Here is a 12,987-nt window from a genome sequence, read left to right as displayed (position 1 = left end):
CGTCAACCGCTTTCTGACATCAGGTGCTCCACCACAAAATCCCCTGGATTCACCGCCCGAGTCATCTTCCAATAGTCGATGATCCGCCACGGCGTGACGGCGACGACGCGGCCGTCGTCGTTGCGGTACCAGTTGCTCATCGCCGGGTGGGTCCACACCATGCGGGCGTGTGCCTCGTCGACGGCCTTGTTGTACTCGGCGGTGACGTCCTGGCGCACCTCGAGTGCACCCAGCCGCTCCCGCGTCATCATCGCGATGGCGTCGGCGATGTAGCGGACCTGGCATTCGAGGATGCTGATGAAACTCCCGCCGTGCCCGAGTGCGGTGTTGGGTCCGGTCAGCACAAAGAGATTCGGGAAGTCGGGAGCGGTGATCCCGAGGTAGGCGTAGGCGTCGTGCTCGCCCCACACCTCGACGGTCGAGCGCCCGCTGCGGCCGCGCACATCCATCGGGTAGAGGAACCGGTCGCTGTGGAAACCCGTTGCGAAGACGACGATGTCGAAGTCACGCTCACGACCGTCATCGTCGACGAGTCCGGTGGCGGTGACCTCGCGCACGGCATGGGGCACGAGGTCGACGTTCGGCCTGCGCAGCATCGTGTACCACCCGTTGTCGAGCAGCATCCGTTTGCCGAAGGGTGGATAGTCGGGCGTGGACAGGGCGATCAGATCATCCCGATCGCCGAGTTGCTCCTGCAGATACCGCAGATAGAAGCGGCGATGCCCGTGATTGGCGGCGTTGATCGACGCGGTCTCCTCCGGCCAGTCCGGATCGACCTGCAGTGTGGGATGAACCTTGTCGTTGAAGATCCACGACAGCCGCGCCCGATACCATTCGCGGTAGCCGGGAATCTGCTCCATCAGCCAGTGCACGTCGTCGCCGACGGGTGCGAAATAGTCGTCGTTGGGCGCAATCCACTGTGGCGACCGCTGAAAGATGGTCAGCTCCTTCACCTTGTCGACGATGGCGGGTCCGATCTGCATGGCGCTGGCACCCGATCCGACGATCGCGACCCGTTTGCCCTCCAGAGCGCCGGGCTCGTCGAGGGCCGCCGGCCACTGGGCGGAGTGGAAGATCGGACCGTCAAAGGTGTCCATACCCGGTAGCTGCGGCACCTTCGGGCGGTTGAGCAGGCCGACGGCGCTGATCAGCAGCCGCGCCTGCAACGTCTGGACGACGCCGTCTCGGTCGCGCGCGCGGACCGTCCAGAGTTGTTCGGCCGCATCGTAAGCCGCAGATTGCACCTCTGTGCCGAACTGGACGCGGTCACGGATGTGGTGCCGATCGGCGTAGGCGGCGAGATAGTCCTGCACTTCGTCGCGCTTACCGAAATGGGTGGACCAGTGATGGTCGAACGACGAGATGGAGTACAGGTAGCTCGGGGTATCGACGCCGGCGCCCGGATACCGGTTCTCCCACCATGATCCGCCGACCTCGTCGTTCTTCTCGAGGATGACGTGGCGGACACCGGCCGCCGCCAGTTGCACCGACATCAGCATGCCGCCGACGCCCGCCCCGATCACGATGGCACTGAGGTGGTCGACGTCGGCGTCCGGCGGCGTGGAGGGCTGATCGCCCATCTCTTGATCACCAGCGATGATCTCGGCCATCATCGGGCTGAACTCGTGCGGGACGGTCTCGCCGGAGGTGAAGTCCAGCAGTTCGGCAATCAGGTCCTCGTCGGGAAGCCGACGCCGCGGGCAGCCGTCGGCATGCCAGGCGATCACCGCATCCACCACCGCGCCGGCGATCTCCTCCTGGATCTCCGGCGCCAATCCACCGGTGCGGTTGTCGTCCATGCCCCGCGACCTCGTCGGCCGGTAGCGCTCCGACAACCATCGGCGGTCCCCCGTGAGCTCGACCAGCACCGCGATCAGGGTGGGCATGTTGCCGGCACGGACAGCGCGCTGCAACCGCGGCACGTCCACGGGCGCGGCGGCGCGTGCAGTGATGGAAGACGACATGCACAATGCTAACCACGGTTAGTTACGCGTCGTCAAGGCCGTCACTGCTGGTCACCACCGACGCTTGACACATTGGACAGCCCGTGCAAGTGTGATCGACATCATGCTAACCGCAGTTAGTCATTTGGTTGGTTTACCCAGCGAACAAGGAGTGGTGATGGAACTCAGCGAGGCAATGCGGTCGACCGGGACGTGCCGTTACTTCAGCGACAAGCACGTCAGCGACGAGGTGCTGCGTCAGGCCTTCGACAACGCCCGATTCGGCCCGCAGGGCGGCAACCGCCAGCCGGTGCGCTGGGTGGTGGTGCGCGATGCCGAGACCAAGAAGCGGCTCGCCGAGCTGTATCTGCCCTACTGGGAGGCCTACTACGCCGCCATCGTCGACGGGTCCAAGGCGGTGGGTGCCGTCCCCAAGACCATCGAGAGCGCCAACGATTTCGCCCATCACCTCGCGGACGTGCCGGTGATGGTCGTGGTCTGCGCGGAGATGGAAGGCCTGCATCCGACGGACAACGAGCTGGGCCGGCTCAGCGTCGTCGGCGGCGCGTCGATCTATCCGACCGTCCAGAACCTGACCCTTGCCCTGCGTGAACAGGGCGTCGCGTCGGCGCTGACCACCCTGCTCTGCGCCGAGGAACCCGCCGTCAAGGAGCTGCTGCACATTCCCGACGGGTTCATCACCGCCGCCCACGTGGCGGTCGGCTATCCGCGGGATGGATTCCCCCACAAGCTCACTCGTTCACCCGTGGAGGAGATCGCGTACCTGGACACGTTCGACACCCCGATGTTCGCATGAGCGCCCCGACGAGTGTGCCGCCCCGCGGCCTCACCCCCGCACAGTCGTCGATGCTGGGGCGGGCAACCATCGGCGATCAACTGCGCCGGCTCGCCCGAACGCAAACGGCCAAACCGGCGATCGTGTCGTATGGCGCCGACGGCACCCGCAACGCGACGACCTACGGCGAACTGAACCAGCTCGCCAATCGTTTCGCCCACGTCTTGGAAGAACTGGGCGTCGGGCGCGGCGACGGCGTCGCGGTGATGGGCCGCAACCGGGTCGAGAACGTGATCGCCTACTACGGCGCACTGAAGATCGGTGCGTTCTACTCGGGGATCAGCCCGCTGTTCGGCGAACGTGAGATCGCCCAGCAGATCGAGCATCTCGCGCCGTCGGTGCTGGTGGTGGCGGCCGAGAACGCGGCGGTGGCCGGTCCGATCGCCACCCGGGCCGGTGCACGGGTCGTCGTGATCGGAGAGTCCCCCGACGCGGCGTGGAGTTCCTTCGACACCGTGGTGAGCGAAGCATCGGCCGACGAGCCCGTCGCCGACGTCGACGAGCACGACCTCGCGATGATCGTCTACACCAGCGGCACCGAGTCGGCGCCCAAGGGTGTCGAGATCGCGCACCGCAATTACCTCATCTCCACCGCCCCGGCCTACACGTGGGGCCTGCGGTGTCTGCCCGACGATGTGTGGCTCTATGTGATGCCCTTCCACACCATCGCCGGCATCGGGTCGCTCACCTCGCTGACCCTGCTCGGCGCCACGCTGGTGCTACCGGCCTCCGTCGATCCGGGTGAATCGCTGCGGGTGATCCGCGACGAGCAGATCTCGGTGCTCGCGCAGACCCCGACGTTCTACATCGCGCTGGCCAATCACCCCGACTTCGGCCCGAAGACAGTCGGTTCCGTGCGTCGCTGCCTCACCTACGGCGGCCAGGTGTCACCGTTCGCGATCGACGCGTGGGCCGATGCCACGCCGTCGTCGGTGTGGGGTACCTACTGGGGTCAGTCCGAACTCACCCAGCTCGGCTCGGTCGGCTGGTTCACGCGGCTCGAGGACGTGCCCGACCATGATCCGACCTGGATCGGAAAACCCGTCGGACATCTGGAGATCCGCGTCGTCGACGCCAACGGTGACGATGCCGCCGAGGGCGAACTGCTGTGCCGGACACCGTCGGTGATGCTCGGCTACCACAAGGATCCCGAGCGGACCGCCGCAGTTCTGGCCGACGGCTGGGTCCACACCGGCGACATCGTCCGCATCGACGACGACGGCAATCTGTTCTTCCGGGATCGCCGCAAGGACATGATCAAGACCGGCGGTTACAACGTGTCGTCGCAGGAGGTGGAACGCACCCTGCAGAGCCACCCGGACGTGCTACGTGCGGCCGTCGTCGGTTTGCCCGACGACTACTGGTCGGAGGCGGTGACCGCGTTCGTCGTCCTGCAGGACAGTGCGACGGCGACGGCGGATGACCTGCGCGCCTTCTGCCGAGACGACCTGGCCTCGTACAAGATCCCGAAGGCTATCCACCTGGTGACCGAGCTGCCCACCGACCCGCAGGGCAAACTACTCAAGCGGGAGCTCCGGAGACGCTACGGGAAGGGCTGATGGGGATGGACGACGCGGCGCCGGCCGAAACCGATGCGCGTGCCGAGGGGCGTGGGGTCCGGCGCGCGGTGCGCCGCGACGAGATCGTGGCCACCGCCGCAGCGTATTTCGCCGAGCACGGATACAACAACGCCGGGATGCGCGATATCGCCCAGGCCGTCGGGATCAAGGGTGCGAGCCTCTACAACCACTTCCATTCCAAGGAGGAGATCCTCTACGCCATCGCGTTGCAGATGACCAAGGACCCACAGGAACATCTGCTGGTTCTGGATGAGGAGGGCACACCGGCCCAGCGGCTGACCCGACTGGTCGAGATCCATGTCCGGCATCTGGCCCAACACCGGGTGGAGCACCTGGTGTCGTTGCGGGAACTGTCGGCGCTGCTGCCGGAGCATCGGGCGGTGGTGACCGACTACCGCAAGTACTACCAGCGTCGGGTGCGCGACGTGATCGCCGCCGGCGCGCGGGCCGGACAGTTCCAGGCGCGCGATGCGGGACAGTCGGCGATTGCGTTGCTGGACTTGATGAACGGGATCAGCTGGTGGTTGCACGACGACCAGGACGTCGATCAGCTGGTTGCGGATTATGTGGATTTCGGGGTGAATGGGGTGCTGCGCTACGCGGGCCACGACGGGTGACCCGCGCAGCGCAACCGCACCTCACGCGACCCAGTTCGCGGAACTGACGGTTGTGGCCGCACTCTTGTCCACATTGCCGGCGGCATGAGCCAACACGATCACACTCGTGAAGCTGTCGTCGTGGTCGGTACTGGTGAACGAGAATCGTGTGAATGCGCTGGCCACACCATCGCCGCCGCTGATTCCGAAGCCACCGGACTCGAATCCTGCACGTCTGGGTACGCCGAGGAAGAAGGTCTTGATCTCTGTGTTCGGAGGCAGGCCCGCGACCTTCACCGTCATGTCCACGCCGGTCTGAGTTCGTACGGGAGTCACCCCGATCGAGGGTGAACTTACCAGTTTGACTGCACGCCAATGTGTTCCGGTGAACACTCCCCCGGTTTGTGGCGCCAGCCCCACGGTCCCGTCGGCCGTCCGGCCATCGAGAAACACATTGGGCGACGGAATCGAACCCAGACACTTGAACGCGACGGCGTCACCGCCGACGGATCGCACCTCCCACCGGGTGCCGGTGAACTCTCGATACTGCTGAGGCGCCAGACCCACCGTGCCGGCGGCCGTGACTCCGTCGAGCAACCTCGGACCCGACAGCGCTCCAAGACAAATCAGACGTAGGCCGCCGTCCTGCAGGTCGACTGCGACCCATCGGGCGCCGGTGAACGGGGCTTCGGTGTTCGGCGACAACCCGACAGTCGCATTGGCAGTTCGTCCGTCGAGAAACCGTGATGTCCCGGGTCCTGTGCCCAGGCATTCGAGCGAGAACGCGTTACCAGTTGTGATGGACATTGTTCCAACCTTTCTATCAATCGACAGGGTGGAATCAGTGTCAGCGATGCCGCAATCGCGTTCACGCGTAGGGAACTACGCGTGTGCACCTCCAAACAGAGTCGGAAGTGGCCGAGTAGCTGCCCGCGGCACCATTCGCCTCGCGCGGAGTATTCGCCCAAACGAATGACACCACCGCCTCTGACCTGGGCGTACCCTGATCCCAACTTCATGAGCAAGGTAGAGGTGAGCGTCATGGCCGATGAACGCGACCACGATCACGATGACTACTACGGCGAGCTGATTCCGCCCGCCCCGCCGATCCGCCGTTGGGAGGATCCCGGAGACGACGACGAGGTGCTGCGTTATCGATCCCCCGAGACCTTCCTCGACAAGGTGTTCCGAAGAGACCAGTAGTGCCGTCAAAGCCTGTCGCCGCGATCTACACCAAACACGTCAGCGACCTCCTGGCGGGCGAGTACGACCGTCGTAAGGTGCTTGAGTCACGCGGCGATTCGATCATCAAGACGAGCGCCGCACTGATTGCGCTGATCGCCGCCATCACCGTCTACGTTCTCGGCAAGGACTACGTTGTCACGAACCACTGGCAGTCGAAGTGGGTTCTGGTCGCTTCCCTGGCATGCTTCGTCGTCTCGTCCTTCATCGCCATCTTCATCCAGAACTGGTCACTCAAGCTCACGGTCACCGGCGAGAAGACCCTGAACGGGATGACCGAGGACCTGTGGGACCTGGACGAGGAGACGGCCGAGAGGATGGTCCTGCGACGGCTCGTCCTGTCCACGATCAGTCTGCGTCAGGGCAACAAGTCGAAGGCGACTGCCGCGCAATACGCCGTCATCCTGCAAGTTGTCGCCGTCGGATTGTTCGCTACCGCATTCGTGTTCGAGTTGCTGGGGTGAGGAACCCGTGACCCTTCCCGAGATCGACATCGCGCGCATCCGCCGGTGGTGCCGCGACCGGGTGCCCGAGGAGCTCTGGGATCAGGTACGCATCGAATGTGACGTCGCCGAGCGTCACGCGACGATTGTGGAGACGCGCCCTCCGTGGGACGGCTCGGACGCACCCTGGACCCGGGCCCCGATCGCTCGCTTGCACTACACGACGTCGACGGGCCGGTGGACGCTGTACTGGCGTGACCGAAACCTGAAGTTCCACAGGTACACCGACCTGCCGCCCACCGACAATGTGCAAGCCCTCCTCGATCACGTCGCCGACAGCGGAGATCCGATCTTCTTCGGCTGAGCGTTCAGAAATTCTTGCCAGAAGGATCCGCCAAACCTCTTGCGCATCCCTTCCCTGTCCCTTAAACTCGAACGTACGTTCGACCGCGAGCCGATCAGGGGGAGGTGTAGCTCATGGATTCCGACCGACCGACATCCGACGATTCCCACTCCGACGATTCCCACTCCGAGGTGGTGGCGCTGTACCGCGAACTGCACGACGTCCTGGATCGGATCGCGCAGGTCGACACCACGCCGGCCTCGGATGTGGAGGTCGTGGAGGTGGCCGACGCGCACGAGCGTGCCGTTCGTCGGATGAGTGGCTTGGGCCATCACCGCTTGATGGATGTCTCCGATCGAGGCGCCTTCACCAAATTCGGGTATCGAAACCTGACCGATTTCCTCGGCGACCGCCTCAAGATCAGCGAGCCGCGCGTGCGACAGCGACACACCGCCGCCCTGGCGCCGAGATTTTCGATGCAGGGCGAGAAGATGCCTCCCACCTGCCCGAACACCGCCCAGGCGCTGATCGACGGCGCGATCAGTGTTGATCACGTCGACATCATCCTCAAGACGTTGCACCGGATTCCGGCCGCGCTGCCGGTCGCGGTCAGCGCCGCCGCCGAAGCCGAAATGGCCGACATGGCAACCAAATACTCCACCGATGCACTCATCGAGATCGGCAAACGCATCCTCGGCCACGTCGACCCCGACGGCACCCTTACCGACGACCGCGACCGCGCCCGGCAACGTCGACTCGGTGTGGGCAAACAAGACATGCAGGACATGAGCACACTTGCCGGCCTGCTGGACCCGAAGACCCGAGCCATGCTCGACGTGGTCTTGGCCAGCTGGGCGGCTCCCGGCATGAACAATCCCGCCGACGACACCCCACTGGTCGGCAGCACAGACGACGTCGTCGATGCCGAACAACTGCGCCAAGCCGTCGAACGCGACCACCGCTCCCAGCCGCAACGCAACCACGACGCACTGGCCGCGCTGCTGCGCCACGCCCTTGATGGCGGCATCCTGGGGAACAGCCACCGCGGACTGCCGCCGCACCTGATCATCAAGATCACCGAATCCGAACTACGCGAACGCGCCGGCGTCGCCACCACCACCAGCGGCGCACGCCTGCCGATCAGCACCCTGATCGAACTGGCCGCCCACTCCCAGATGCACCTGGCCGTGTTCGCCGACCACACCGGCGAACCGCTCTACCTCGGCACCGCCAAACGCCTGGCCAACCAAGCCCAACGATTCATGCTCTTCGCCCACGGCGGCGGCTGCTCCTGCCCAGGCTGCACCCGCGCCTTCGACACCGTGGAAATCCATCACGCCGAACGCGACTACGCCGACGGCGGCACCACCGACATCAACACCCTCACCCCCGCGTGCGGACCCCACAACCGCATGGTCGGCACCAAACCCGGCCAATACACCACCGACATCATCAAAGACGGCCCCAACACCGGCCGCGCCCAATGGACACTGAACACCGACGGCACCACACCACCAAACCCACCACGCATCAACGAACTACCCTTCATCGGCGAACTCTTCGAACGACGCCTCCGAGAACACACACCCGACCGAAACCACCCGGGCACCCCACTGCAGACGATCATCGACGAGATCAACCAGACCCGACCCCAGACAGACCAACCTGCACGCACCCCCACTCACCGCACACCCGGGGAGATCATCGCGAACGAACTGCTCCGCCGACTCATCGAACGCGATCGCGGCAACCATGCCGTCGCGAACGGATGGACCATTTGCCAATCCGGGCCCGAGGGTTATGACCTCGCGCGATGAATCGTCGGTTCACATCCGTCGCTCGATCAGCGCGGGTCACCGACCGCCGTAATCGAATCGCGCCGCATCCAACTGCTTCACCAACGCCGGCTCCAACACCTTTGCCGCGGTCGCGGTCAGATGCGAGTCGTCGCGGTAGAAGAGGATCTTGTTGCGCGCCGGGAGACACAGATTGCCGTCGCACAGCAGGTTGTTGACGCCGATCGTGAGGATGTCGCGACTGCGGCCCTGCGCCTGCTGTTCGAGGATCGGCTCGATCCGGGTGAACCCGTCGAGCGGGAAATCGCATTTGTGCCAATTGTCCAACGCCCCCGACATACAGTCGGCCACTTGGAAACCCGGGTATGGGGTGTCGGCGATGTAGACGATCTTCGCCTTCGTGGCACGCAGCGTGGTGAGCGTGTCATTCCACGCCGTCTCCGCCTGAGCCTCGTTCGGCACATAGGTCGACAGCGACGACACGAAGATCATCCGCGGCGCCACCGCCGTGATCTGCTGCAACGCATCCGCCCGCCACTGCGCACAATCAGGCTTCGCATACGGGTCGGGCACCCGACCTCGCGGCTTCAGATCCTGCGCCGGACACGCCGCCTTGGTGAACTGATGGATCCGCCAACCATGCGTGGCACCAATGGTGCGGATCGCCTCTGACCACTGATCGGCGTGACTGTCGCCGAACAGCACCACCGGAATCCCGCCCACCGGACCGAACGTGCAGTCCACGTCCGGCGACAGATCACCCACCGGGATCAGACACTCATGCGGCGACGGTCGGTCGTCGTAGGCCTGAAAAGGGTTCGGCACCACGGCACCCGACGGGTCCTTGTTGTCCACTCCGAACACCGACTGATAGGTCAGCGCGGCGTTCGCGACTGTGTCGCGGCTGGCGATCTGCACCACGATCACACCCGTCGCCATCGTCGCGACCAGCCCGACCACCACCCCGGTGACGCCCACCGAGATCGAGGCCGACGCGTTTCGTCGGAGCTCACGGTGCGCGATGATCGGCTCCTCGAAGAACATCGTCGACGCGGTGGCGATGCCGAGCGCCACCAGCGAGACAGCGAGAAGCGCGGGCCACGAATGGTTACCGGTCGCGGTTTCGAACAGCACGATCGCCGGCCAGTGCCAGAGATACCAGGCGTAGGAGACGCGGCCGAGGAACTTCAGGGGTGGGGTGGCGAGGAGGGTGGCGGGGGTGAGGGTTCGGGGTGCGGGGTCTCGATACGCTGCCTCGCCTAGCGGCTCGGCCGCTACTCGACCAGCGGAAGGCAGCTCGGCGGCTACTCGACCAACGGAAGACGCTCGACCAGCGGAAGGCGGCGTCGCGATCAACTGGCCCGAGGCGATCACCAGCGCTGCGCCCATCGTCGGGAGCAGCGCCGCGGTGCCGGGATAGGGCGTGTGGGCGTTGATCTGCACAGCGGCGACGACGATCGCGGCAAGGCCGAGCCAGCCGATCACGACGGCAACCACCATGGCCAGGCGCGGCGACTTCCATCGCAGTGCGAACAACGGGGCCGCGACGGCGATCAGGCCGCCGACGCCGAATTGCCATGCGCGGCTATAGGTGGCCATGTAGGCGCTCGACGGGTCGGTTGGGGTCAGCCGGATGGCCACCACCAACGACGCCACCGTGATCGCGCCGATCACCAGCCCGACCAGCATCCGCATCGACAGCGCCTGCCGCAGCGCAGTTTTCGACGCCAGCCACGCCGCGCCGAACACCAGCAGCGGCCACACGAAGTACAGCTGCTCCTCGATCGACAACGACCAGAAGTGCGTCGCGAGACTGCCGTCCATCGCGCCGGCCAGATAGTTGGCGTTCTGGGAGATGAAGTGCCAGTTGGCCAACTGCGCGGCGGCGGCGAGCAGGTCGATGGCCTGTTTGAACACCGACAGCAGCGGCATGAACAGCACTGCCCCGATGATCGACACCACGATCACCAGTGCCGCCGGCGGGATGATGCGACGGGCCCGTCGTGCGTAGAAGCCCTTGAACGACAACGTCCCCGTGCGCTCGTACTCGCGGACGAGCAGCCGGGTGATCAAGAAACCGGAGATGACGAAGAAGATGTCGACGCCGACGAAGCCGCCGGTCACGAACGGGACGTGTGCGTGGAACAGAACCACCAGCAGCACCGCGATGCCGCGGAGCCCGGCGATGTCGTCGAAGAACGTCGGTGGCGGCGGCTGCACCGGGATGCGGTCGGTCGGCGCCTCCGACAGTGCCGTCACGGGGCGGTCCACGGCACCATGATGTCGAACCAGCCCACCGCGAGCGCCGCGATGAACACGATCGCACTCGTGTAGCCGACCACCTCGAAGACCGTGATGCGATTCCAGTTGGGCGCCGTCGGACGCTGCTCGGTGCGTGCCGGGCGGAACGCGTCGTCGTCGGCCGCACGATGTCGTGGCAATCGGACCGGCACCGCGGACGTCTCCGGCGCCGACGTCACGCTCCCCCGCCCCGACCGCAGGATCTTCACGAACTCCACCAGCAGCGGCGCCGTCAGATACGTATAGGCGATGACGAATCCGACCATCATCCAGAACGCGGCCAGCCCGTAGACGAGCACGTCACGCACGATCACGACCCAGAACACCAGCAGCGATCCGCCGAGGGCGAGCGTGCCCAGCCGCGCGATCGACCGGGCCAACGAATTGCTCTTGCCGACCGCACCGGTGGGCACCCAGCCGATCTCACGGCCGATGATCTTGTGCCAGATCGCGATGGTGTGCGCGTAGCTGTAGGCGATCTGGATGCGCAGCACCTCGAACCGCCACCGCGTCCGCGACACCAGCGGGAACAACACCACGTACACCCAGAGGCCGAGCAGGAACGGCACCAGCTGCTGCGGCCGGACGTCGTCGGGGAAGAACGCCGCCATGATGATGCCCGGCAGGAACAGCAGAAAGACGTTCATCGCGGTGGTGAAGTAATAGAACACGCCCGCCCACTGGGCGAGGCGTTGCCGGACCGTCGGCCGCACAGGTGTGTCGATGTCGTGGTTGCGCAGCCGCGACAACGACCCCTGACACCAGCGGTACTGCTGATTGAGGAAGCCGGCCAGGTCCGACGGGCACAAGCCCCGCGACAACACGACCGGGACATAGCGGATCGCGTAACCGGCCTGCTGCAGATGGCGGCCGGTGTGCAGGTCCTCACTGTGCTCGATCGCCGCGAAGCCACCCACCCGATTCAGCGCGCCACGCCGATAGACCGCTGAGGTGCCCACACAGTTCGCTGCGCCGATCCGGTCGCGGGACGGCAGCACCCACCGGTAGAAGAACTCCTGCGTCGCACCTGCCGTCCGCTGGATCCAGCCCATCGCATCGGTGGTGGCGAATGCCTGCGGACTCTGCACGATCGCGACCTGCGGGTCGTCGAGATAGGGCACGAGGTGGCCGAGGAAGTCGGGGCGCGGGCAGAAGTCGGCGTCGAAGATGACGATCAGCTCGCCGGAACTGATGGTGCAGGCGTGCCGCAGATTGCCGGCCTTACGCAGGTGCCCGCGGTCGGGGCGCACCACGTATCGGAATCCGTGGGTGTCGGCGAGCTCGCGCACCTCGTCGCGGGCGGCGTCGTCGAGGACGAACACCGTGCGCCGCCCCGGCCAGGCCATGGCGTGCACGTGACGGTAGGTGGCGCGCAGGATGTCGAGGCTCTCACCGCAGGTGGGGAGGAAGATGTCGACGGATGGAAAACCCTTCTCGCCGGGCTGCCAGTCGGCGACGCGCTCCTGATGCGCCTGCCAGGTGATGCGGCGTCTGTTCATGCCCGTGAGCGTCGAAAGTGTGGTGCCAATCACATTTGCGGCAAGAACAATGAGCGCAATCCACAGCAAAGGATGTGCCCGGGCAAATGCGATCATCGACCAGCCGACAAGAAGAAAAGCGGCAATCAGAAATAGCTGAATCCACCGCATTTGTGGGCCGAGATATTCGTAGACCGTCTCGTCGTCTGGGGCCGATACCGCGAATGGATCCTGTTCGGGTGCAGGCGGTTCCGCGTGGGCTCGTCGCAGTGGCCGAGTAGCCACCTCGGGCGCTGCGACCTCGGTGTTCTCGAGGGCATCCGTCGTCGAGTTGGGTCCCCCGATAGTCAACTCCACGAGACAAGAATCGTTGACCATCCCGATCTGCGCAAACCGCAGAAGATACACG

11 protein-coding genes are annotated in these 12,987 nt (G+C 65.3%); 7 read left to right on the top strand and 4 right to left on the bottom strand.

Going from position 1 to position 12,987, the window contains the following annotated elements:
* Window positions 1-2 precede the first annotated feature (2 nt).
* Window positions 3-1,964, bottom strand: a complete 1,962-nt coding sequence (locus AC4AMJ_RS02475; RefSeq protein ID WP_489917076.1) for a flavin-containing monooxygenase — start codon at window positions 1,962-1,964, stop codon at window positions 3-5.
* Window positions 1,965-2,121: 157 nt separating this feature from the next.
* On the opposite strand from AC4AMJ_RS02475, the gene AC4AMJ_RS02470 reads away from it, so the two are divergent.
* From AC4AMJ_RS02470 to AC4AMJ_RS02460, 3 genes are read left to right on the top strand one after another with little or no spacing between them, the layout of a single operon-like run.
* Entirely contained in the window at window positions 2,122-2,760 is a 639-nt protein-coding gene (locus tag AC4AMJ_RS02470; protein WP_489897177.1) for a nitroreductase family protein, read from the top strand.
* The gene (locus tag AC4AMJ_RS02465) at window positions 2,757-4,358 is read left to right on the top strand and encodes a class I adenylate-forming enzyme family protein (RefSeq protein ID WP_489917074.1); all 1,602 of its coding nucleotides are present in this window, start codon (window positions 2,757-2,759) and stop codon (window positions 4,356-4,358) included. The genes AC4AMJ_RS02470 and AC4AMJ_RS02465 overlap by 4 nt, the downstream gene beginning before the upstream one ends.
* Window positions 4,358-4,996, top strand: a complete 639-nt coding sequence (locus AC4AMJ_RS02460; protein ID WP_489917072.1) for a TetR/AcrR family transcriptional regulator — start codon at window positions 4,358-4,360, stop codon at window positions 4,994-4,996. Before AC4AMJ_RS02465 ends, AC4AMJ_RS02460 begins: the two co-directional genes overlap by 1 nt.
* A 21-nt stretch (window positions 4,997-5,017) precedes the next feature.
* Here the strand turns inward: AC4AMJ_RS02460 and AC4AMJ_RS02455 are convergent, their stop codons facing one another.
* Window positions 5,018-5,782 (bottom strand): hypothetical protein, encoded by a 765-nt coding sequence (locus AC4AMJ_RS02455; protein WP_489917070.1) that lies wholly within the window; start codon window positions 5,780-5,782, stop codon window positions 5,018-5,020.
* Window positions 5,783-6,016: 234 nt separating this feature from the next.
* Between AC4AMJ_RS02455 and AC4AMJ_RS02450 the strand changes: the two genes are divergently transcribed.
* The 4 genes from AC4AMJ_RS02450 to AC4AMJ_RS02435 all read left to right on the top strand — a co-directional run bounded on the left by AC4AMJ_RS02450 (window position 6,017) and on the right by AC4AMJ_RS02435 (window position 8,820).
* Window positions 6,017-6,178 carry a hypothetical protein gene (locus tag AC4AMJ_RS02450; RefSeq protein WP_489897180.1) on the top strand — a complete coding sequence of 54 codons (162 nt, stop codon included), beginning with the start codon at window positions 6,017-6,019 and terminating at the stop codon, window positions 6,176-6,178.
* Window positions 6,178-6,681 (top strand): hypothetical protein, encoded by a 504-nt coding sequence (locus AC4AMJ_RS02445; RefSeq protein ID WP_489897181.1) that lies wholly within the window; start codon window positions 6,178-6,180, stop codon window positions 6,679-6,681. Before AC4AMJ_RS02450 ends, AC4AMJ_RS02445 begins: the two co-directional genes overlap by 1 nt.
* A gap of 7 nt (window positions 6,682-6,688) precedes the next feature.
* Window positions 6,689-7,024 carry a DUF3024 domain-containing protein gene (locus AC4AMJ_RS02440; RefSeq protein WP_489917068.1) on the top strand — a complete coding sequence of 112 codons (336 nt, stop codon included), beginning with the start codon at window positions 6,689-6,691 and terminating at the stop codon, window positions 7,022-7,024.
* A gap of 113 nt (window positions 7,025-7,137) precedes the next feature.
* Entirely contained in the window at window positions 7,138-8,820 is a 1,683-nt protein-coding gene (locus tag AC4AMJ_RS02435) for an HNH endonuclease signature motif containing protein (RefSeq protein WP_489917066.1), read from the top strand.
* Window positions 8,821-8,856: 36 nt separating this feature from the next.
* Here AC4AMJ_RS02435 and AC4AMJ_RS02430 read toward each other — a convergent pair whose 3' ends face one another.
* Together AC4AMJ_RS02430 and AC4AMJ_RS02425 are read right to left on the bottom strand one after the other, a co-directional pair.
* Entirely contained in the window at window positions 8,857-11,070 is a 2,214-nt protein-coding gene (locus AC4AMJ_RS02430; protein WP_489917064.1) for an acyltransferase family protein, read from the bottom strand.
* Window positions 11,055-12,935 carry a glycosyltransferase family 2 protein gene (locus tag AC4AMJ_RS02425; protein WP_489897185.1) on the bottom strand — a complete coding sequence of 627 codons (1,881 nt, stop codon included), beginning with the start codon at window positions 12,933-12,935 and terminating at the stop codon, window positions 11,055-11,057. The genes AC4AMJ_RS02430 and AC4AMJ_RS02425 overlap by 16 nt, the downstream gene beginning before the upstream one ends.
* Window positions 12,936-12,987: the final 52 nt, after the last annotated feature.

The organism is Gordonia sp. LMA484 (assembly GCF_058129505.1).
Note: the sequence above shows the minus strand (reverse complement) of the source record. Positions and strands in the feature narration are given on the sequence as shown.